At 40.4% G+C, this 21,297-nt stretch carries 19 protein-coding genes; 9 read left to right on the top strand and 10 right to left on the bottom strand.

What is annotated here, in order from left to right; translation table 11 throughout:
- From HUW48_RS20975 to HUW48_RS20960, 4 genes are all read right to left on the bottom strand, one after another.
- Complete coding sequence (locus HUW48_RS20975) at nt 1-822, bottom strand: type 1 glutamine amidotransferase (RefSeq protein ID WP_317173721.1); 822 nt, start codon at nt 820-822, stop codon at nt 1-3.
- 125 nt (nt 823-947) lie between these two features.
- Nucleotides 948-2,051 carry a carboxylate-amine ligase gene (locus HUW48_RS20970; protein WP_182412797.1) on the bottom strand — a complete coding sequence of 368 codons (1,104 nt, stop codon included), beginning with the start codon at nt 2,049-2,051 and terminating at the stop codon, nt 948-950.
- 161 nt (nt 2,052-2,212) lie between these two features.
- Nucleotides 2,213-3,241: an ATP-grasp domain-containing protein gene (locus HUW48_RS20965; RefSeq protein ID WP_246343562.1), complete on the bottom strand. Its 1,029-nt coding sequence runs from the start codon at nt 3,239-3,241 to the stop codon at nt 2,213-2,215.
- 20 nt (nt 3,242-3,261) lie between these two features.
- A complete protein-coding gene (locus HUW48_RS20960; protein ID WP_182412796.1) occupies nt 3,262-3,966 on the bottom strand; it encodes an esterase family protein in 705 nt (234 codons plus the stop codon).
- A 163-nt stretch (nt 3,967-4,129) separates the two neighbouring features.
- On the opposite strand from HUW48_RS20960, the gene HUW48_RS20955 reads away from it, so the two are divergent.
- Nucleotides 4,130-4,942, top strand: a complete 813-nt coding sequence (locus HUW48_RS20955) for an alpha/beta hydrolase (protein ID WP_182412795.1) — start codon at nt 4,130-4,132, stop codon at nt 4,940-4,942.
- A 198-nt stretch (nt 4,943-5,140) separates the two neighbouring features.
- Here HUW48_RS20955 and HUW48_RS20950 read toward each other — a convergent pair whose 3' ends face one another.
- On the bottom strand, nt 5,141-6,115 hold the full coding sequence (locus tag HUW48_RS20950; protein WP_182412794.1) for a TerC family protein: 975 nt from the start codon (nt 6,113-6,115) through the stop codon (nt 5,141-5,143).
- Nucleotides 6,116-6,287: 172 nt separating this feature from the next.
- Nucleotides 6,288-7,019: a polyprenol monophosphomannose synthase gene (locus HUW48_RS20945; protein ID WP_182412793.1), complete on the bottom strand. Its 732-nt coding sequence runs from the start codon at nt 7,017-7,019 to the stop codon at nt 6,288-6,290.
- Nucleotides 7,020-7,166: 147 nt separating this feature from the next.
- Between HUW48_RS20945 and HUW48_RS20940 the strand changes: the two genes are divergently transcribed.
- Entirely contained in the window at nt 7,167-7,682 is a 516-nt protein-coding gene (locus HUW48_RS20940; protein WP_182412792.1) for a D-glycero-alpha-D-manno-heptose-1,7-bisphosphate 7-phosphatase, read from the top strand.
- A 285-nt stretch (nt 7,683-7,967) separates the two neighbouring features.
- Here the strand turns inward: HUW48_RS20940 and HUW48_RS20935 are convergent, their stop codons facing one another.
- Nucleotides 7,968-9,368, bottom strand: a complete 1,401-nt coding sequence (locus tag HUW48_RS20935) for a type III PLP-dependent enzyme domain-containing protein (protein ID WP_182412791.1) — start codon at nt 9,366-9,368, stop codon at nt 7,968-7,970.
- A 77-nt stretch (nt 9,369-9,445) separates the two neighbouring features.
- Here HUW48_RS20935 and HUW48_RS20930 point away from each other — a divergent pair, with 77 nt between their 5' ends.
- The 4 genes from HUW48_RS20930 to HUW48_RS20915 all read left to right on the top strand — a co-directional run bounded on the left by HUW48_RS20930 (nt 9,446) and on the right by HUW48_RS20915 (nt 14,156).
- Nucleotides 9,446-10,417 carry an arginase gene (locus HUW48_RS20930; protein WP_182412790.1) on the top strand — a complete coding sequence of 324 codons (972 nt, stop codon included), beginning with the start codon at nt 9,446-9,448 and terminating at the stop codon, nt 10,415-10,417.
- A gap of 190 nt (nt 10,418-10,607) precedes the next feature.
- Nucleotides 10,608-12,401: an arginine--tRNA ligase gene (gene argS / locus HUW48_RS20925; protein ID WP_182412789.1), complete on the top strand. Its 1,794-nt coding sequence runs from the start codon at nt 10,608-10,610 to the stop codon at nt 12,399-12,401.
- A gap of 188 nt (nt 12,402-12,589) precedes the next feature.
- Nucleotides 12,590-13,204: a glutathione peroxidase gene (locus HUW48_RS20920; protein ID WP_182412788.1), complete on the top strand. Its 615-nt coding sequence runs from the start codon at nt 12,590-12,592 to the stop codon at nt 13,202-13,204.
- 13 nt (nt 13,205-13,217) lie between these two features.
- Nucleotides 13,218-14,156, top strand: a complete 939-nt coding sequence (locus HUW48_RS20915; protein ID WP_182412787.1) for a 1,4-dihydroxy-2-naphthoate polyprenyltransferase — start codon at nt 13,218-13,220, stop codon at nt 14,154-14,156.
- 171 nt (nt 14,157-14,327) lie between these two features.
- On the opposite strand, the gene HUW48_RS20910 is transcribed toward HUW48_RS20915, so the two are convergent.
- Nucleotides 14,328-15,890 (bottom strand): DEAD/DEAH box helicase, encoded by a 1,563-nt coding sequence (locus tag HUW48_RS20910; RefSeq protein WP_317173720.1) that lies wholly within the window; start codon nt 15,888-15,890, stop codon nt 14,328-14,330.
- A 123-nt stretch (nt 15,891-16,013) separates the two neighbouring features.
- On the opposite strand from HUW48_RS20910, the gene HUW48_RS20905 reads away from it, so the two are divergent.
- Together HUW48_RS20905 and HUW48_RS20900 are read left to right on the top strand one after the other, a co-directional pair.
- Nucleotides 16,014-16,766, top strand: a complete 753-nt coding sequence (locus tag HUW48_RS20905) for a YebC/PmpR family DNA-binding transcriptional regulator (protein ID WP_182412786.1) — start codon at nt 16,014-16,016, stop codon at nt 16,764-16,766.
- Between the two features lie 146 nt (nt 16,767-16,912).
- Complete coding sequence (locus HUW48_RS20900; RefSeq protein ID WP_182412785.1) at nt 16,913-17,593, top strand: hypothetical protein; 681 nt, start codon at nt 16,913-16,915, stop codon at nt 17,591-17,593.
- A 92-nt stretch (nt 17,594-17,685) separates the two neighbouring features.
- On the opposite strand, the gene abc-f is transcribed toward HUW48_RS20900, so the two are convergent.
- Nucleotides 17,686-19,569 (bottom strand): ribosomal protection-like ABC-F family protein, encoded by a 1,884-nt coding sequence (abc-f, locus tag HUW48_RS20895; RefSeq protein ID WP_182412784.1) that lies wholly within the window; start codon nt 19,567-19,569, stop codon nt 17,686-17,688.
- Nucleotides 19,570-19,711: 142 nt separating this feature from the next.
- Nucleotides 19,712-20,116, bottom strand: a complete 405-nt coding sequence (locus HUW48_RS20890; RefSeq protein WP_182412783.1) for an SPW repeat domain-containing protein — start codon at nt 20,114-20,116, stop codon at nt 19,712-19,714.
- A gap of 243 nt (nt 20,117-20,359) precedes the next feature.
- On the opposite strand from HUW48_RS20890, the gene murI reads away from it, so the two are divergent.
- Nucleotides 20,360-21,175, top strand: coding sequence for a glutamate racemase (gene murI / locus HUW48_RS20885; RefSeq protein WP_182412782.1), 816 nt, complete (start codon nt 20,360-20,362; stop codon nt 21,173-21,175).
- Nucleotides 21,176-21,297: the final 122 nt, after the last annotated feature.

Here is a 21,297-nt window from a genome sequence, read left to right as displayed (position 1 = left end):
TTAGGCCTCCTGCATTGCGTGAATAGCTTGGTCTAGAAAAGCAGGGATAATTTGGTTCTGGGTACGTTCCAGTTTTTCTGGATCGTCCAGGAACTGTAGCATTTCCCAATATTTTTCTTCTCCGTGAACTTCTATTATCTGATTTTTCTTGTCCTCGCTTAATAAATGTTCTTTCATTCCTACCGGATCAGCTTCCGGATGAAACTGGGTACCAAAAAAGTAATCGCTAAAGCGAATAGCCATAAGGCAACGTTCTAAAGGAACGTGCGGACGCTCTTTTTCTAAAGCTAATACCTTAGCGCCAATCGCTTCTATCTGTGCTTCGTTCGGCTTAATAACTTGCCAATCGCGGGAATCTACGGCATAAAAAGGATCAGCTAAACCGGTAAATAGCTCTTCAAATTGCCCGTTAGTAGTGCGTGGAATAGGAAATATGCCAAACGAAGTAGATTTTCTTTTAGATATTTTACCTAAGTTATATTTACGGCAAATTAACTGAAACGAGTGGCAAATAAAGAAAACGTATTTTTTATCGGTACGCTGAGGATCGTCGTTAATGTATTCTAATTCCCTGATTAAATGAAAATAACTGTTTTCCCAGTCAGAACCTTCGCTTTCTAAAGGGCTACCCGGTCCACCACTGGAAATATAAATATCAAAATCAGTACTCGGAACTTCATTCTTCGTTCGTACTTCAAAAATCTGGTATACAAATGGAATTCGGTTCCGAAGGCTGTAACGCTGTAAAATATCCTGTATACCACGCATCCCTTGGTTAGGATGCCCATCGTAAAGGTCAAGAATGGCAATTTTTATAGACACTATTTTAAAACTAATTATTAGGTAAGCTTTTTTGCTTACAATGGTAAAAAATAAATTTAAGAACTTATTAATGCGAACAAGCTAGTATAAAGTAGATTTTACAAACCTTTATAATCACTTATTGGCTATACATCTACGCCTTTTAATGTTTGCGACGTAATATAATCAACTACATCGGTAAAGTTTTGGTTCTTTTGGTAAACCTGCAACTGTCGGTCGGCACCGGTGCCATGTTCTAGTATTTGCGAAACATAGTTAATGTCATCGCGGCTACCCAAATCATCTACTACATCGTCTATAAAATCTAATAATTCCAAAATTAAGGCACGGGTATTTACTTCCGCTTCCTTCCCAAAATCAATAAGTTTGCCATCTATGCCGTAACGGGCAGCCCGCCATTTATTTTCGTTAATTAAGGCTCGGTTATAGGTAATAAATTTCATGTTTTGTAGGCGTAGTTTGTACAATTTAGCGCAAAGAGCCTGAAACAAAGCGGTAAAAGCCATTGTTTCGTCTACCAACATAGGGCAATCGCAAATCCGGAATTCAATGGTCTCAAAAAAAGGATGCACTCGCACGTCCCACCATATTTTTTTAGCGTTATCGATGCAATTGGTTTTAACCAGCAACTTTATGTAGCTATCGTATTCTTCAACGCTCTGAAAATAATCGGGAATACCCGTACGGGGAAATTTATCGAATACCTTGGTGCGGAAAGATTTATAACCGGTATTACGACCTTCCCAAAAAGGTGAATTGGTTGATAATGCGTAAATATGCGGTAAAAAATAACGTGCTTGATTGGCAATATGGATGGCCATTTCGCGCGATTGAAACCCCACGTGCACATGTAAACCAAATATCAGATTCGACCGGGCAGCGTCCTGCAATTCATCTACGATTTCGACGTATCGGGGATGATCCGTAATAAGTTGATGCTCCCACTGCGAAAAAGGATGGGTGCCGGCCGCTCCAATGCGAAAACCTAACTCGCCGGCCAGAGTAGCAACGGTTTTTCTTAATTTAGTAACTTCGGTGCGGGCTTCGGTGGTATTTTTACAAATGTGCGTGCCTACTTCTACTACGGCCTGGTGCATTTCGGCTTTTACCTGGTCTTCGTGTACTCTTTGCGCCGCCTCTACAATTTTTTGCTCGTGCGAGGTGAGTTCCCGGGTTACGGGGTCTATTACCATAAACTCTTCTTCTACGCCAAGGGTGAATTTGTTCATGAGTATGGATTTAGTAAATAAGAATACATTATTTAGTTAAAAATTTTTGGTGTTTCGTGTTCGTAAAAAGCGCGAATATACATTTGGCCATACTTTCTTAAAGCAGAAAATTTAAAATTTACTGCCTTCCCAGATTACATTAGAGATAAACTACTTCAAACCTATAAGCTTTGTTCAGGGTTGGTCTTTGTTTTCAAGCTGGATTTATTTGGCATTTCCTGAGGTAGCGGCAATGACATTAAAGGTGTTTTAGCATTAGCCGATTTAATAAATTGACCCCAAGTTAAATTATCTAAACCTGATTTATGGGCTTTGGCCCGGTTAATAGCGTATGTTGCCATGGTCTCCACAATCCATTCAAAGTTTTCTTGGCCTACACTATTTAAATCGGCATCCGGCGCCGGATTGCAGAAATCAATGGCATAAGGAACACCCCCGCGAATGGCAAATTCTACGGTGTTCATATCATAGCCCAGGTACTGATTTAATTTAAGTACGTAATCTTTTACCTGGCTTAATATTTTTTTTGAAGCGGGCGCCTTGCCGTGCTCGTAACGCAAATGGTGGGGATTACGGGGTTCGTATTGCATAATTCTAACGTGCTGCCCACCTACGCAATAGCACCGGAAATAATCATCAAAAATAATTTCTTCCTGCAGCATCATTACCAACTGCCGGGTTTGATTAAATTTATCAAAAAAGTCTTCCGGATCGTGCAGTTTGTACACATCGCGCCAGCCACCGCCATCAAAGGGCTTCATGTAAGCCGGGAAACCTACGTAATTAAAAATTCCTTCCCAATCCAAGGGGTATTCCAGGTTGCGGAACGAATTGCCAGACGTATTTTCGGGCATATCCCTGGAAGGCAATAGTACTGTTTTAGGAACCGGCACGCCAATTTTTACGGCCAGAGCATTGTTAAAGAACTTTTCGTCGGCGCTCCACCAAAAAGGGTTATTAATAACCGCAGTACCCGAAATAGCTGCATTTTTAAGCGCAGCCCGGTAAAAAGGAACATCTTGCGAAATACGATCTACAATTACATCGTAGCCTAACTCTTCGCCCTGAATAACTTTGTCTATTATAACAAACTCGGCACTAATATTTTTAACGGCTTTTTTATTAATACGATCCACAAAGGCTTGCGGGAAAGTGTTTTCCTGCCCGAAAAGGATGCCTATTTTTTTCATAGTAGCTTCTATTATACGTTTTAGATTAAAGATAAATAATGCGGAAACATTTCGCGCCAAATAGGCCAATCATGCACGGCATCCGGCCGGATATCTAACCAATGCGGAATTTCTTTTCGGGATAATATACCGGATAAATTAATATTGGCATCTTTGCAGATATCGTGGTCGGAAGTGCCCAGAATTATTTTTAATTGCCAGATAGCCGGATCCGAAGCGTTCGATATAAAATCAACCGGATTGTTGTAGTACACATCATGGTTGTAAAAGCCGTCTAGCTGCCCTCTAATATCAAAAGCGCCGCTCATGCTAAACATGTGGCTGGCTTTATCGGGATGTTTAAAAGCAAAATTTGCGGCGTGGTAGCCGCCAAAACTGCAACCTGCTACACATACTTTATCTTTGCCGGTTTCATGCAGGGCTCTTGGAACCAGTTCGTGGTAAAGCATTTGGTCGTAGCGCATGTGGTTTTTAACCCGGTCGGCCGGATGAATATTTTTATTGTACCAACTATAAGCATCAATAGAATCGATGCTGTAAATTTTTACTAATCCTTCCTGAATAAACCAACCCGCACTTTCAATTAATTTAAAGTCTTTATTCTGGTAATACTGGCCCATTGAGGTTGGAAACAGAATAACAGGATATCCCTGATCGCCGAAAACCAGCATTTCAATATCGGAGCCTAATTGTTGCGAATACCACTTGTGATATTGTTCATTCATAGATTATACATTTCGCTTGCTGGTGGCCAATAGAACTAAAGGAAAATGTAATGGCACGGTTTTTTTAATGTAGCCGCTGTAAAAGGATAAAGTACAATTCCCTTATACTTATTAAATATAAATTAGTTAATTTTGTTTTTTTATTAATTACCTTAAAATAATAATGTTAGTAAACTTTACCAAAGCCGATGTACGCATTTGTGTGGACGAGTGGACATTGAAATCGGCTATTTTAGATCGGGAAGTTACCTGTGTGGTGTACCTACCAGAAATGGCAGATGTAACGGAACCTTTACATTTGCTTTTAATCAACGATGGGCAGGATCTGGCAACCATGCAATACGACCAGATTTTGCGGAACATGTACCAGAAAAAAGATATTGAACCGATAGTAACGGTAGGGATAAAAGCCGGTAATCGGCTTCAGGAATACGGTATTTCGGGTCAAGCAGATTTTAAAGGCCGGGGAAACGCAGCCTTAGAGTACCGCCAGTTTATTGTGCAAGAACTGTTACCGGCTATTTATTCTCAAACTAATATTTCGGCTTTTGCGAGTTATACCATAGCAGGTTTTTCCTTAGGGGCCCTTTCTGCTCTGGATATTGCCTGGCACGAAGATAGTATTTTCTCTAAAGTGGGCGCTTTTTCTGGCTCTTTCTGGTGGCGTAGTAGAGATTATACCCAAACAGAGCCCGATAAGTATCGAATCGCTCATAAATTAATCAGAAAAAGTATTGCCAAACCCAGCTTAAAATTTTGGATCCAGGCCGGTACGCAGGACGAAGAATCAGATCGCAATCAAAACGGTATTATCGACTCTGTTGATGACTCTACCAGCCTGATTTCCGAATTATATCAGAAAGGTTATCAGAAAGGCAAAGATATACGCTACGTGGAGCTAATTGGAGGCAAACACGATGTAGCTACCTGGGGAAAAATTATGCCCGAGTTTTTATGCTGGGCGTTTGAAAAGTAGAATTAAATCAGCTTTTTGATTTAATAGAATTATTTATTCTGGCTTTTATTCTGATTCTTTTGAAGAAAATATTTTTAAAGGGAGAGCCTGAAGTTTATAGAAACGAATATTTAGTTATTAGTTTCTATAAACTTCAGGCTCTTTTTTATTCTTATCTATTCTTTAACAAGTTAAACCTGGCAGCTGTAGGTTTGTATACTATGGCTTTTTAATACTTTTTTCTTCCTCATCTTCTACTAGAGTAGGTAATTCTTCTGCGTCTTTCTTGGGTAATAAAAGTGATAAAAGCACCGAACCGCTCAGGATAACTGCTACAACTACCAAGGCCCAAACCATATCTATTTTGTAGATATCGGAGAGGAGTAGTTTAGCGCCAATAAAAATTAATATGAGCGATAAACCGTAGTGCAGGTAATGAAAGAGCTTCATGATACCGGCCAAAGCAAAATACAAAGCCCTTAACCCTAGTAAAGCAAATACATTAGAGGTATAAACAATGAACGAATCGCGCGAAACGGCTAAAATAGCCGGAATGGAATCGGCCGCGAAAACCACATCCGTGGTTTCTACCATAATTAATACAATAAACAAAGGCGTTACAAACCATGTCTTATCGTATTTGACAAAAAACTTATCGCCTACCAGCGTATTAGTAACCGGAATGTACCTACTAATAAATTTTACGACCGGGTTTGCTTTAGGATCAATTTCTTCTTGCTCGGTAGTGGCCATTTTTATACCGGTAAATATCAGAAATGCTCCCAGTAAGTACATAATAAAATGGAACTTAGCCAGCAGGGCTACGCCCACCAAAATAAAGGTAGCACGCAAAACCAAAGCGCCTAAAATCCCCCAGAACAATACCTTATGCTGAAATTGCACCGGAATCTGGAAGTAGGAGAAAATCATAATAAATACAAAGAGATTATCAACACTAAGCGATTTTTCAATGAGATAGGCTGTTAAAAATTCCAGAGCGGGAGTTGGCCCCATCCAGAAGTAAATTAACGCGTTAAAAGATAAGCTTAAAGCAACCCAAAAAGCACTCCACCCTAAAGCTTCTTTAATTTTTACTTCGTGCGTTTTCCGGTGAAAAACAAATAAATCAAGCCCCAACAACAATAAGATGAAGGCATTGAATAAAATCCAGAAATATATATTGTGGTGATCCATTAATTTTCTTTAGTAATTTCAACTGGTATCCAACGGTACTTTGCCTCATTTTGCCAGTTCTCCGAAACCTTGCTATTTTCTTAAACCTGAAATTCAAAGCTAGGTTTTAAAAGATGAAATTTAAAATTAATCGGGCACAAACCATATACAGAACAACAAGAAAAGTCCAGATTTATCGGTTAAAGTAACGGAAGTAGCTGTTAATCTTCATCTTTAGTACGCCGTAAAAAGCTTCTTTAATAATACCTTTACTAATTTTAGAGGTACCTTTGGTGCGATCGGTAAAAATAATGGGGACTTCTTTAATTTTAAAGCCATACTTATACGCCAAAAATTTCATCTCAATCTGAAAAGCATACCCAATAAACCGGATTTCGTCGAGGTTTATGGTTTCGAGCACTTTGCGGCGGTAGCATTTAAAACCGGCAGTTGCATCCTGAATAGGCATGCCGGTTACTATGCGAACGTAAGCACTGGCAAAATAACTCATTAACACCCGGTTCATGGGCCAATTTACCACATTTACCCCTTGTATGTACCGGCTGCCAATGGCTACATCATAGCCTTCGCGGTGGCAAGCATCGTACAGGCGGGTTAAATCATTAGGGTTATGCGAAAAATCGGCGTCCATTTCAAAAATATAATCGTAGCCGTGCGTCAAGGCGTATTTAAAACCATGAATGTAAGCGGTTCCTAAACCTAATTTCCCGGTGCGCTGCTCTAAAAATAAGCGATCTTTAAATTCATATTGTAAGCTTTTTACAATAGTGGCCGTTCCGTCGGGGGAGTTGTCGTCGATAATTAAAATGTGAAAAGGGGTAATCAGGGAAAATACGCTGCGTATAATATCTTCAATGTTTTCTTTTTCGTTGTAGGTTGGAATTATAACGAGCGAATTCTTCATGGTGTGGCAAATATAACAAAATCGCCAGGAAACAGAATTTACCGCATTTGTTAAATTTTAACGGTATACTTTTACAGTATAAGTTTTAGTAGGCAATAAAGAATGTGGCTCAACAACTAAAGCTAGAAAAACTATTCCATTTCTGGTATGACTAAACAAAAATGCATTTTCCTGGATCGCGACGGAGTATTAAATGTAGAACGCGGTGATTACACATATTTGCCCGAAGATTTTATTCTGGAAAACAAAGTGCCTGAAGCCCTTGCCTTACTAAAGCAACGAGGATTTTTACTAATTGTGATTACGAACCAGGGAGGACTGGCTAAAGGATTATTCAGCCGGGCACAAATGGAAGCTTGTCATCAGAAACTACTGCAAAATTGTAATTATGCCATTGATGCTATTTACTACGCACCGGCGCATCCGGCCATTTCGGCCTCATTAGCTCGTAAACCCGATTCGCTAATGCTGGAAAAAGCAATTGCTAAATTTAATATTTCTCCGGCAGAATCTTGGTTCGTAGGCGATCAGTTACGCGATATGCAGGCAGCCGAAAAAGTAGGCGTAAACGGCATTTTGGTAGGGCCGCATTCGCCCGCAACCTACATCCGGCAACAGCACAATCTTTGGGAAGCAACCCGGTTCATTATAACTCAAGCATAAAAAAACCGGCCTAAGCCGGTTTTTTGTATATCTAAAAAGACTTTACGCGGATTAGATTCTGTTTTTGACTACCGCTGTATGAGCCTTTACCATGGGGGAGGAGCTTTTTGCAGGATCCGCTTTGGAATAAGCCGGACAAGGCGTAGATCTGCAAGAGCTAAAGCCCATTATACAAACGGTACCAATAACAAATAACTTTTTCATGTATATCTTTTAGGTTTCTTTTAATAGTACAAATCTAGGGTAATTACCGTTCCATTAAAAACAAACGCTTATATTTTTTTTCTATTGTTTATAACCTAAAATTTTTAACATCGATTCGCTGTCTTGTTCGTCGGCAAACATCTTGGTTTTCAGATGTCCGTTATCATCACGATCGATGATAACGTGGCGGGGTGCCGGAATAAGGCAGTGTTTAATTCCACCGTATCCACTCAAAGATTCCTGGTAAGCCCCAGTATGGAAAAAGCCAATATACAATGGTTCCTTTTCATCGGGGGTAATTGTAGGCAAAAACACCTGAAATGAGTGCGTTTCGGAGTTGTAGTAATCCTGGCTGTCGCAGGTTAGGCCACCTATTTGTACGCGCCGGTAACCTTTGTGCAGGTGATTAATAGCCAATAAAATATACCGTTGGCTCAACGCCCACGAATCGGGCAGGTTAGTAATAAATGAGCCATCAATCATGTACCACAACTCTTTATCATTTTGCAGTTTCAGATCCAGGATAGAGTAAATATTGGCACCGCTTTCGCCTACCGTAAAAATTCCGAATTCCGTAAAAATATTAGGTTCCGGAACGCCTTCGGACTGGCAAATGCGTTGAATAGTGCGCAGAATTTCTTCTACCATGTAACGGTAATTATATTCTGCCTGAATAGATGTTTTAATCGGAAAACCTCCGCCAATGTCAATGCTATCTAATTCGGGACAAACTTTTTTGAGTTCGCAGTATTTATGCACAAACCGGCTTAGTTCCGACCAATAATAAGAGGTGTCTTTAATGCCACTATTAATAAAATAATGCAGCATTTTAAGCTCAAATTTAGGATCGTCTTTTATTTTATTTACATAAAGATCTACCACATCGTTATACCGGATGCCTAAACGGGAAGTATAAAATTCAAATTTAGGTTCTTCGTCAGATGCTACCCTAATTCCTAAGCGGCACTTTTCCTTAACGTGTTCTTTGTAATAATCAATCTCCGAAAGGTTGTCCAGAATAGGAGTTACGTTATAGAATCCATCGTTAATAAGTTCAGAAATGTAGCTTTTGTACAGTTCCCGTTTAAAGCCATTGCAAATAACATAACGGTCTTTGCTCAGCTTTCCTTTTTCGTACAAAGCTCGGATAATGGGAATATCGTAAGACGAGGAAGTTTCAATGTGAATATCGTTCTTCAGAGCCTCTTCCAGCACAAAAGAAAAGTGCGAAGATTTAGTACAATAGCAATAGGTGTACGTACCTTTATAATCGAGCTTTTCTATCGACTCTTTAAAAAGCTTTTTAGCTTTCTGAATCTGCGAGCTGATTTTTGGTAAATAAGTAAGTTTAAGCGGAGTCCCGTATTCTTTAATGATTTCGAGCAGCGGAATGCCGTTAAAAATCATTTGGTCGTCTTCTACGTGAAACTCTTCGGTTGGAAAATCAAAAGTTTGGTTTATTAAATCTATGTATTTATCCATGCTTGGTTTAAGTCTTCGCGGGCGATGTAAAATTGTTTGTATTTTACCATCTTTGCAAAAGATTGTTGTGTTAACAAATGAAAAACATTAAACTGATCGAGGTACGTTCAGAACTTGGTGCCGGTACGCGTGGGGCGAGCATGGGCATTGATGCTTTGAAAGTGGCCTGCCTGAATAAACAATCAGATTACTTTAAGCGTTTCAATTCTACGGAGGTTGCTAACTTAAATTATGTACTTTTTGACCGGAATCTGTTTCCTGTTGCTAAATACATCGACTCTATTTTAACGGTACAGAAAAGTATTGCCTCTACGGTAAAACAAACCATGGAGCAAGGCATGTTTCCACTGGTTTTAGCCGGCGATCATTCCAACGCAGCAGGTACAATTGCGGGTATTAAAGCCGCTAACCGCGATAAAACCTTGGGGGTAGTTTGGATTGATGCCCACGCTGATAGCCATTCGCCGTTTACCACTCCTTCGGGTAACGTGCACGGCATGCCCATAGGTATTGCCTTAAACGAAGATAATCTTTGCTGCCAGATTAACAACCCCGATCCAGAGACGCTTTTTTTCTGGAATGCTTTAAAAAGAATTGGCGGAGAAGGCCCCAAATTAAAGCCGGAACATTTGGTTTACGTAATGGTGCGTTCTACCGAAGAACCCGAAAACACCCTTATGCGTCAGTATAATATTAAAAATTATAAATACGACGAATTTAACGAAAAAGGCCCGCTGCAAGTAGGGCAGGAAGTACTGGAACGCTTAAAAGATTGCGATATTATTTACGTGTCATTTGATGTAGATAGCCTTGACCCTAAATTTTCTAGGGGTACCGGTACTCCCGTGGCTATAGGTTTAACTGTAACCCAGGCGCAGGAGTTATGTTCTACTTTATGTCAGAGCCCTAAGGTTTGTTGCTTTGAAATGGTAGAGATTAACCCCATGTTGGATATCAAAAATACCATGGCCAAAAATGCTTTTCGCATTCTGGAGTCGGCTACTAATGCCATATTGAGCCAACCCGAACCAACAGAAAATCTAAATTAACTGCATTTGGGTAAGCTTTATCTTTATCTGGATGTCCGTAATAATTAGGGATGTTGAACATTCGCCGTAAATTGCGCCAAAATTTTCAGTATATAATTTAAGATACTACCGGAACGCTAAAAAAGTAAAAGCAAACTGTTTATTGTTGCTGCTATACTTACTTAAATTTACTTAAAAGTACCACTCGTTTATGGTTGAATTAGAACAAAGTATAAAACAAAATATTAGTCAGGCACTTCAAAACGTATACAATTTAGCCGTAGCTCCAGAGGCTATTTCCTTACAACCAACCCGTAAAGAATTTGCCGGTACCTTTACCTTTGTTACTTTCCCTTTTACTAAAAGTATTGGTAAAACCCCGGATATTATTGGGGTAGAATTAGGTAAATACCTGAAAGACAATACTGCTGAAGTGTATAGCTACAATGTGGTTAAAGGATTCCTGAATTTAGAAATCGACGATACCATCTGGGCCGAAGTTTTCCGCCAGTTAGCTACTGATGCAGATTTTGGTTACGCAAAAGACAAAAAAAGCAAAGTAGTAGTAGAGTATTCTTCGCCTAATACCAATAAGCCGTTGCACCTGGGGCACTTACGCAATAACTTTTTAGGGTACTCGGTAGCAGAAATTTTAAAGGCCAATGGCCATGAAGTGGTAAAAGTAAATCTGGTAAACGATCGGGGCATTCATATTTGTAAATCCATGCTGGCTTACCAGTTATATGGACAGGGTGAAACTCCTCAGTCATCCGGCATGAAAGGCGATCACCTGGCAGGTAAATATTACGTGCTGTTTGATAAAGCCTATAAGTCCGAAATAGACGAACTGGTTTCCTGTGGCATGGAAGCGGAAGTAGCTAAGAAAGAAGCTCCTTTAATGAAGCGGGCTCAGGAAATGCTGCAAAAATGGGAGCAAGGCGACGACGAAGTTATTCAACTCTGGCAGCAAATGAATGGTTGGGTGTACGAGGGTTTTTCTGAAACATACCAAAACATTGGGGTTGATTTCGATAAATTTTATTACGAATCGCAGACTTATCTATTAGGTAAATCGTCGGTAGACGAAGGTTTGGCCAAAGGCGTATTTTTTAAGAAAGAAGATGGATCGGTTTGGGTAGATTTAACCGCTGAAGGTCTCGATGAAAAATTGGTACTTCGAGCCGATGGTACCTCGGTATATATTACTCAGGATTTAGGCACCGCCGAACTCAAATACCAGGACTTTAGCTATGATTTATCTATATACGTCATCGCTGATGAGCAAAATTACCACATGCAGGTACTCCAGGCTATTCTTAAAAAATTAGAGCGGCCTTATGCCAACGGTATTTACCATTTATCTTACGGCATGGTAGATTTGCCATCGGGCAGAATGAAATCGCGGGAAGGTACCGTAGTAGATGCCGACGAACTGGTAGAGGAAATGGTAGAAACCGCCCACAAGCAAACGGATGAGCTCGGAAAAATTGAAGGTTTTACCGAAGCTGAAGCGCAGCAATTGTATCATACGTTAGCCATGGGTGCGCTCAAATATTTTCTGCTGAAAGTAGATCCTAAAAAACGAATGTTGTTTAACCCCGAAGAATCCATCAGCTTTATCGGTAATACCGGGCCGTTTATTCAATATACCCATGCTCGTATAGCGGCTATTTTGCGGAAAGCAGCAGAACTGAATATACCTACTAATGAGGCCGCTTATGCAGGGGTAAAAGCCTTTCACGAAACTGAACGCGATGTTATTACGCAATTAGCTGCCTTCCCGAACGTAGTACAGGAAGCCGCAAATTTGTACGCTCCCTCCGTTATCGGGCAATATGCGTACGAACTGGCCAAAGCCTATAACCGTTTTTACACCGAAGTATCTATTTTCCAGGAAACTGATCCGGTAGTTCTAAGCTTCCGGGTTACTCTGTCTAAAATGGTAGCCCAAAATATTAAACGAGGCATGCGATTGTTAGGTATTGAAGTGCCCGAACGGATGTAAGTGAAGATGTTGGATATTAGACGCTAGATGTTAGATTTTGAAATCCGGGACTTAACAACACAAGGGTTTAGTAGAAAATTAGTTCTGCACTTACTTTATTAATATACGGCAGAATAAGGCTTTAAATAGTTGTTGCCCTATTTCTTTTAATTTAAAAAGAAAAACGCGTAGCAACTTGTTAAACAAATATGAAACACATCGGTATACTTTTACTGCTGTTCCTGGTATTGAGCTGCCAGCAGCAAGCGACCAACGCGAAAGAACAAACGGCTAATTTTAACAAAACAACTATGGAAACGCAAGCTAGTGCGCCTGTAGAAGGAAATAAACCTTCGGTGTATGATTTTAAATTTAAATCTTTGCAAGGCGAAGAAATTAATCTTAACGAGTTTAAAGGTCGTAAATTACTACTGGTAAATGTAGCTTCGGAATGTGGCTTTACTCCTCAGTACAAAGAATTACAGCAATTGTACGATCAATACGCCGGCAAAGTGGTAGTTATTGGTTTTCCGGCAAATGACTTTGGTGGACAAGAACCCGGTTCCAACCAAGAGATTGCTACTTTTTGCGAGAAAAACTACGGCGTTACCTTTCCGGTAGTGGAAAAAATAGCCGTTACCGGGCCCAATCAGCACCCTTTGTATAAGTTTTTATCAGATAAATCTCTGAATGGAGTAACTAGTGAAGCGCCTACCTGGAACTTCTGTAAATACCTGATTGATGAAGATGGTAAGGTAATTCAGTTTTTCCCTTCGAAAGTAGCGCCGCTTAGTTCCGAGTTAATTGCCGCTATTCAAAAATAAATATTTTATACTTTTGGCCTCTTATTCTCCACCGGTTACCCCACCAAATAAAACTAAAGCCTGGGTATCTGCTTTTCGGCTGCGAACCTTGCCGCTGGCCTTGTCCAGTATCGGGATGGGTAGTTTTTTAGCGGCTGTGCAAGGAAATTTTAATTGGGTAGTGGTATTGCTGTGTGCTCTTACTACAGTTTTACTGCAAGTTCTATCCAACCTGGCCAACGATTACGGCGATTCGCAGCACGGTGCTGATAGCCAGCATCGTGAGGGGCCGTTACGGGCTGTGCAAGCCGGTTCTATTACGGCAGCCGAAATGAAGAAAGGAATGTATGTAACTGCCTTTTTAAGTTTACTTTCGGGTATTTTGCTTTTATACATTGCTTTTGGCGCCCATGGCTTATACTTGTTTTTAACTTTTTTAGCCTTAGGGTTAGTTTGCATTTGGGCGGCGGTGTCGTATACAGCTGGGGGTAATCCTTATGGATACGCTGGTTTTGGTGATTTAGCTGTTTTTATATTTTTTGGTTTGGTAGGAGTTCTGGGAACGTTTTTCTTACAAACTCAAACTTTTTTACCAGGTATGCTCTTGCCTGCCGCCAGCTTAGGCTTTTTCTCCACCGGAGTATTAAATATTAATAACATTCGCGATATCCGTTCGGATGAGTTGGCTGGTAAACGATCCATACCGGTGCGCTTAGGCCCCAAGCGAGCCCGGATTTACCATTGCCTATTATTAAGTGGTGGCTTTTTATGCGCGATTATCTACGTTTTGCAACATTACCAAAGCGCTTGGCAATTCTTGTTTTTGCTTACTGTACCGCTCTTTTTTTGGAATGGTTCCCGCGTTTACCAATTGCAGCAACCATCTCAGCTTGATCCTTACTTGAAACAAATGGCTTTAAGCACCATGCTTTTTGTGCTGCTGTTTGGTATTGGCCAGTTAATTGGGATTTAATCTGGGATAATAAACTTTTGAAACTGAGTGCAGGAAAAGGTATGTATAGCTGGTTGTTGAAGCACAACCAGCGGATTGTTATTGGAATATAGCCTTCTGAATTTTTGTAAAATATTTAGTTTCTCTTCAGTAAACAAAAGGCAAGAAAAGTAAATAATAAACTTATCAGAATTATTCTTCCGCGGACTCAATCGGTGGCGTAGTAGCAGCTGTTTCTGAACTTTGCGCTTGGTCGCTTGGTTTTGGCCTTCTTTGCTTATTATTACGTCGTTTAGGGTTGTATGGCTTTTTAGGCCGGTCTTCGCCATTTTCCAGGTTAGGTTTAGAATCTACTTGAGCGGATGCATCAGCAGGTTTTCGGGTGGGCCGCTCCGTTGACTTTGCCGCGCTTGGGTTGGTTTTTGGTTTGCTATTAGACCGTGACTTACTCCGTGGTTTACCTTCGCGGTGTTTACTCGGTTCAAAAGCAGGGCCGGGACCAACCTCTTCGGGATTATCTAATTTAGGAATTTCGCGTTCAATAAGTCGTTCAATACGAGCTACCCGTCCCTGGTCTTTTTCGTTAATAAAAGTAATAGCAGTTCCGGTCGTTGCTGCCCGGGCAGTCCGGCCAATCCGGTGGATATAATCTTCGGCGTCTTGCGGTACATCGTAGTTCAGAATATGGCTGATGTTATCAATATCAATACCTCTTGACATAATATCAGTGGCCACTAAAATCTGAAATTGTCTGTTCCGAAAACCTTGCAAAGTTGCTTCCCGCTCGTCCTGGGTGCGGTCAGAAGTAATACCTTCGGCCTTATGCCCCATTTTTTGTAAAATACGTACAATATCGTTTACTGCCGACTTACGGGAGGTGAAAATAATCATGCTTTGCACCGAAATATCTTTTAGCAAATGCTCCAGCAGTTTGGGCTTTTGCTTATCATAAGTAAGATACATGCGCTGATCAATACCTTCTGCCGGCTTAGAAATAGCCAGATTTATTTCAGTAGGTTCTTTCAAAATTTTACGAGCCAAATCCCGGATTTTGGGCGGCATGGTAGCCGAAAACATTAAGGTTTGCCGTTTAGTGGGTAACTGACTTACAATCCGGAGTAAATCGGGCATAAAACCCATATCCAGCATTTTGTCGGCTTCGTCGAGTACCAGGTAATCCAGTTTATCGAACTTTACGTAACCCATGTTCATGTGCGCAATTAAGCGGCCGGGTGTAGCAATAATTATATCTGCCCCACTGGTAATAGCTTTTTTCTGCTGATCCCAGCTTTCGCCTTTGTTGCCACCGTAAATGGCAATAGAAGTGGCCGGTACAAAATAAGCAAAGCCGGCGATCTGGTCGTCAATCTGCTTGGCCAGTTCGCGCGTAGGTACTAAAACTAAAGTGCTGGTATGGTCGTGCCGGGCGTGCGAAATTTTATCTAACAGCGGTAATACGTAGGCCGCCGTTTTACCAGTACCGGTTTGGGCACAGGCAATTAAATCTTGTCGTTCCAGAATTACCGGAATAGCTGCCTGCTGAATAGGCGTAGGTTTCCGGAAGTTCATGGCATCAATACCAGCCAGCAGATCGTCGTGCAACTGAAAAGAATGAAAAGTTGGTTCTGCTACTGGTTGATTATCGGGTTGAATATCCATTGTAATGAAAACAAATTCTATATCTAAGAAAGTAAAGATAATAATTTTAAACGGTATATATAGTTTTAATAAAGGTGTACCAGCGACATACTTCATTTAGAATTAGGCAATAATCTTATAAAACAGGAATTAATAAAGAGCTTTTGACAATCTCTTTACATTGGTGTGTTTATTAAATAAATTGGCAAAGTTTAAAAAATAAAATTAAGTAACAGGCATATGTCAGGACACAGTAAATGGTCAACGATTAAGCGGAAGAAGGGAGCCCTAGATGCCAAACGCTCCAAAATATTTACTAAAATTATTAAAGAAATATCTGTAGCAGTACGCGAAAGCGGACCCGACCCGGAAAGCAATCCGCGATTACGCTTAGCTATTCAGAGTGCCAAAGCGGCCAACATGCCCAAAGAAAACATGGAACGGGCCATTAAAAAAGGTTCGGGGGCAGATGAGGCGAACTACTCCGAAGTTACGTACGAAGGCTATGCGTCGCACGGAGTAGCAGTTTGTGTTGAATGCCTGACCGATAATATAAACCGGACGGTAGCGAGTGTGCGGTCGGCATTTAATAAACATGGGGGAGCTCTGGGTACGACCGGTTCCCTGGATTTTCTTTTCGATCGAAAAGGAGTTTTTGTATTAAAGCAAAATGAAAAGCCGTTAGACGAAGAAGAATTTACTTTTGATTTAATTGATGCGGGTGCCGATGAAGTGTTTTTCGAAGACGGATTTATTACTATTTATTGTGCCATGGAAGATTTCGGTGCCTTGCAGAAAAAGGTAGAAAGTCTGGCCTTAGAAGTAGAAAGCGCCGAATTGCAGCGTATTCCAAAAACCACGATAGCCCTGGACGACGAAGCGTTAAAGAAAGTATTAAAACTTGTTGACGTGCTCGAAGACGATGATGACGTACAAAAAGTATATCATAACTTAGAATTGAATCAAGAGCAAATGGCAGCATTAGAAGAATAAGCCCAGGTTAGGAGTGCAAATAGTAAAATTGGTTCTTAATTTGAGCAAAGCCAAAGTAAAAACTTACTAAATAGGTTTGCCCGAAACAATTAAAATAAATTTCTGAAACATTTCTGCTAGAGCGGGAATGGCTAAAATGAAAGAATATGGAAGACAAACTCGAAGCAATTTTTGAAGGACTTAAACAAAAATCAACTACTAAACAAACGATCTACCGCAATACACAGGATGTTTTCGAAAGAATGCGGGTGGCAGCGGCTGATGTGGTAGCCTTTTTAAGTCAGAAAATTACTGAAGTGGATTCGAACGTAATAATTGAATACCGAAATATTAATGAATTTGAATTCCATATAAAGTTTTCCGGCGATTTACTTATTTTCGTGATGCATTCGAATGTTATTACTTTTCCGGATGACCACGAGCTAATGACCAGCAATTACGTGGAAGAAGATTTTCGCCGGCGTTTCTTCGGGCACATTATGGCGTATAATTTTATGGCCGATTCCATTAAGTATAACCGCATGAACGACCCCGGTTATTTATTGGCCCGTATTTTAATTAACGTAGAAAATCATTTCTACCTGGAGGGAGTAAGCGAACTGGATTTAGAATATACCGATATGGCTAAAAACGTTGTAGATAACAAAGCCTTGCGGTTGTTTATTGAAAGCGCCATGGTAGCTTCGGTAAACAATGATTTAATGGCACCTGCCTTGGATGATATCAAAAAGATTTCGGTGAAGCAGAAAATGGAAAACCAGCAAGTAAGTCGTGGTCAAAAACTAGGTTTTAGCTTCAGTTACGAAAGCAATAATTTTAAAGGATGATTGTTGCTTGTATAAGCAGTTAAAATAAGTAACAAAAATTAGTAAGTTAAAAAACGGAAGCCGGAATAATTAATTATTCCGGCTTCCGTTTTTTAGTCCATTAAATCGGCGAGCTCCAGCCAGCGTTCCGATTTTTTGTCGATTTGTTGGTCGAGTTGTTTCAAGCGGCTGGCATCATCGGCGAGTTGCTTATGATCGGCTTGGCCGCTGTTCATACGGGTAATAAGCGCTTCTTTTTCTGTTTCCAGAGTGGCAATATCTTTTTCCAGTTGCTCGTACTCGCGCTTTTCGTTATACGTGGCTTTGCGTTTAGCCGCCGGTGCTGTTTCCGGAGTGCTACTAGCAGCGACAGAAGCGGTTGGTTTTACAATTAATTTAGCAGGTTCCTTATCCTTTTCTGCGAGATATTCGCGGTAATCGGTGTAGTTACCCGGAAAGTTGCGGATCTGGCCATTCCCTTCAAATACAAACAAATGTTCTACTAACTGGTCCATAAAATACCGGTCGTGCGACACAATTAGCAAACAACCGCCAAACTGCAACAGAAAATCTTCCAGAATATTAAGGGTAATAATATCTAAATCGTTGGTAGGCTCATCCAGAATAAGGAAGTTAGGATTTTTAATGAGTACCCGGAGTAATTGTAAGCGTCGTTTTTCCCCGCCACTTAATTTGCCTACTAACGTGTATTGCTGCGCCGGCGGGAACATAAAATGCTGCAAAAATTGGGAGGCGGTAATTACTTCGCCATTGGCCATTTCTACTACCTCGGCAATTTCTTTTACAATATCAATTACCCGCTGGTCGTCTTTAAAAGTAAGTTCATCCTGGGTATAGTAACCTACTACGGTAGTTTGGCCGGGATCTACTTCGCCCGAATCAGGCTTAATTTTGCCGGTAAGCATGTTCAGGAAGGTAGTTTTACCCGCGCCATTCTCACCAATTATACCTATGCGGTCTTTTTTCTTAAAAACGTAAGAGAAATCGGTAACAATCTTCTTGTCGCCGAAGGTTTTGGAAATTTTATCGACTTCTATAATTTTTCCGCCTTGCCGGGTAGTTTTTACGGATAACTCTAATTGAGCCTGGGATACTTTACTGCTGGCTTTTTCTTTTAAATCGTAGAAAGCATCAATCCGCGATTTAGATTTAGTACCCCGGGCCTGAGGTTGCCGCCGCATCCAGTCCAGTTCTTTCCGCATCAGGTTGCGGGCTTTCTCAATTTCTAAGTTCTGTTGTTGTTCCCGTTCAGCTTTTTTCTCAATAAAATAAGCGTAGTTGCCTTTGTAGGAATATAGTTTGCTCTGATCTAATTCTATAATTTCGTTAGCTACCTTGTCCAGAAAATAACGGTCGTGGGTTACCATTAGCAGGGTTTGCTGCGGCGAAGAAAGCACGTTCTCCAGCCACTCAATGGTATCTAAATCTAAATGGTTGGTAGGTTCATCCATTATTAGCAAATCGGGTTCTTCAATAAGCACCCGGGCCATGGCCACGCGTTTTTTTTGTCCACCCGATAAATGCCGGATTTCTTTTTCCAGGTCGGTAATGCCAAATTTCCCTAAAATCTGCTTTACTTTAGTGTCATAATCCCAGGCTTGCAGTTCTTCCATGCGCTCCATTAAGCGTTGCAACTCATTGGGATCAGCGTTGTCCAGGTGCAGGCACCGTTCATACTGACGAACAGTATCAATAATTTCGTTCTGGCCCGAAAACAAAGTTTGCTGTACGGTTAAATTTTCATCAAACTCGGGTTGCTGCCCTAAATAGCCAATTCGTATTTCTTTCCGGACACTTACCAAACCAGAATCGGGGGCTAATTTGTCGGCCAGTACATTGAGCAAAGTAGTTTTACCCGAGCCGTTTACGCCTACCAGGCCCAGGCGCTGGCCTTTACTAATGCCAAAATTCAACTCCCGGAAAAGCCAACGGTCGGCAAAGGTTTTAGATATATTTTCTGCGGATAAATAATTCATAATGCAAATTTAACAGAAAGATTTGGAAGGCCTTAGATTATCCAGAACGGATTTTCTTTGAGGGGCTCCTTAAATTGCCGATACAAAAAAAAGCCGGCTAATGCCGGCTCTTAAAATAAACCAATTAATGAAACAAATAAGATTACAAGCGGTTGTTATTCATATCGTTTACAATGGAGCTTCTGGAAGTACTCGCAACAGTTGAAGGAACTCTACGGGTCATGAGCGATGCTAAAATAGAAAATACCCCAAAAATTACATGTGGTGCCCAAACAACTTCGTCGAAGTTAAAAATCCAGGGCGATGCAGCTAAAAACAAACCAATAAAAAAGTCCATTCGCAAGTGGCTCGCCATAGGTATTTTACGGATGATACCTACTTCAAAATCGGTCATAATAGTTTGCAGCAATACCATTATACCTACAATTACGGGTACCCAGGTCTCGGCACCGCCATTGTCAAAGTCAAATACCCAGGGAGCAGCTATTAAAATAATTCCCACTAAATAATCTAAAATTCCGTGGATTCTGGTTGGTATGATTCTCATAGTTCTGTTTAACTTGTTAAGGAAAAGAATAATATTTTAATTTTGGTTGTATGTACGATGTTGTGCGGTTAAAGTTTAAAAATCCAAAATAAAAGGTTAAATTGGGGCTTAATGCGTATTTTGTGTTAAATAAGTTATATAAGTATAAATACGTAAGTAATTAATTTTAATTATATATTTTTGGTATTGTACTCTGATAGTTTCAGCAAATGGTAATTTGGTAAATTGCCGTAATTTTGTTTTATGAGCCAATACTTACAACAACAACCCATTGGAGTGTACGACAGCGGCATTGGTGGTTTAACCATGGCCCAGGCTATAACCCGCCTTTTGCCCCACGAGCAATTAATTTATTTTGGCGATACAGCCCATTTACCATACGGCGATAAATCCACGGCCGCCATTCAGGCCTACTCGGTTAAAATTTGTAATTTGTTAATTCAGCAAAAGTGTAAGGTTATTTTAATTGCCTGTAATTCAGCTTCGGCCGCGGCTTACGATCTGGTACGGGAATACGTGGGTAGTAAAGCCAAAATTTTAAATGTAATTGATCCGGTAATCGAGTATATAGGGCAGCAATACCCTAATAAAACAGTAGGCTTAATTGGTACCAAACAAACGGTACATTCTAATGTTTATAAAAAGAAGATTGATGCCCTGGATAAAAACATAACTCTACAGTCGTTGGCTACACCTTTACTGGCTACCATGATTGAGGAAGGTTTCTTTAATAATAACATTAGCGAAAGTGTTATCGCCAAGTATTTATCCGATCCCGCACTGGAAAATATAGAAGCTCTTATTTTAGGTTGTACGCATTATCCGTTAATTAAAAACCAGATAAATGAGTTTTACAAGGGCAAAGTAGATATTGTAGATGCTTCGGAATTAGTTGCTAATCATCTGAAACAATTTTTGGAAGCTAACAATTTAGCGGCTGATAAACTGACGAAGGAACATGAGTTCTACGTGTCGGATTTTACCCGGTCTTTCGAGGAATCTACCAAAATATTTTTTGAGCGCGAGGTAAACCTAGAGCATTACCCTTTGTGGGAGTAACCTAGTCCATGGTTAATTGTTCGTAGAACAAAGTTATCAGTTTACGGTTTGGAGTTGCTGGTTCATGGTTTACATACTAGAAATTCCAGCAAGGTTGAAACTATTAACCCAAATAAAGAGGC

This window comes from Adhaeribacter radiodurans (genome assembly GCF_014075995.1).
In the GTDB taxonomy this organism is placed as follows: domain Bacteria; phylum Bacteroidota; class Bacteroidia; order Cytophagales; family Hymenobacteraceae; genus Adhaeribacter; species Adhaeribacter radiodurans.
Note: the sequence above shows the minus strand (reverse complement) of the source record. Positions and strands in the feature narration are given on the sequence as shown.

Coding starts and splice junctions, on each gene's coding strand:
- HUW48_RS20950 (WP_182412794.1), bottom strand. CDS start 6,115: ATGGATCACCACAATATATATTTCTGGATTTTATTCAATGCCTTCATC.
- HUW48_RS20965 (WP_246343562.1), bottom strand. CDS start 3,241: ATGAAAAAAATAGGCATCCTTTTCGGGCAGGAAAACACTTTCCCGCAA.
- HUW48_RS20970 (WP_182412797.1), bottom strand. CDS start 2,051: ATGAACAAATTCACCCTTGGCGTAGAAGAAGAGTTTATGGTAATAGAC.
- HUW48_RS20935 (WP_182412791.1), bottom strand. CDS start 9,368: ATGGATAAATACATAGATTTAATAAACCAAACTTTTGATTTTCCAACC.
- HUW48_RS20960 (WP_182412796.1), bottom strand. CDS start 3,966: ATGAATGAACAATATCACAAGTGGTATTCGCAACAATTAGGCTCCGAT.
- HUW48_RS20930 (WP_182412790.1), top strand. CDS start 9,446: ATGAAAAACATTAAACTGATCGAGGTACGTTCAGAACTTGGTGCCGGT.
- abc-f (WP_182412784.1), bottom strand. CDS start 19,569: ATGAATTATTTATCCGCAGAAAATATATCTAAAACCTTTGCCGACCGT.
- HUW48_RS20910 (WP_317173720.1), bottom strand. CDS start 15,890: ATGAAGTATGTCGCTGGTACACCTTTATTAAAACTATATATACCGTTT.
- murI (WP_182412782.1), top strand. CDS start 20,360: ATGAGCCAATACTTACAACAACAACCCATTGGAGTGTACGACAGCGGC.
- HUW48_RS20890 (WP_182412783.1), bottom strand. CDS start 20,116: ATGAGAATCATACCAACCAGAATCCACGGAATTTTAGATTATTTAGTG.
- HUW48_RS20900 (WP_182412785.1), top strand. CDS start 16,913: ATGGAAGACAAACTCGAAGCAATTTTTGAAGGACTTAAACAAAAATCA.
- HUW48_RS20955 (WP_182412795.1), top strand. CDS start 4,130: ATGTTAGTAAACTTTACCAAAGCCGATGTACGCATTTGTGTGGACGAG.
- HUW48_RS20905 (WP_182412786.1), top strand. CDS start 16,014: ATGTCAGGACACAGTAAATGGTCAACGATTAAGCGGAAGAAGGGAGCC.
- HUW48_RS20940 (WP_182412792.1), top strand. CDS start 7,167: ATGACTAAACAAAAATGCATTTTCCTGGATCGCGACGGAGTATTAAAT.
- HUW48_RS20945 (WP_182412793.1), bottom strand. CDS start 7,019: ATGAAGAATTCGCTCGTTATAATTCCAACCTACAACGAAAAAGAAAAC.
- HUW48_RS20920 (WP_182412788.1), top strand. CDS start 12,590: ATGAAACACATCGGTATACTTTTACTGCTGTTCCTGGTATTGAGCTGC.
- argS (WP_182412789.1), top strand. CDS start 10,608: ATGGTTGAATTAGAACAAAGTATAAAACAAAATATTAGTCAGGCACTT.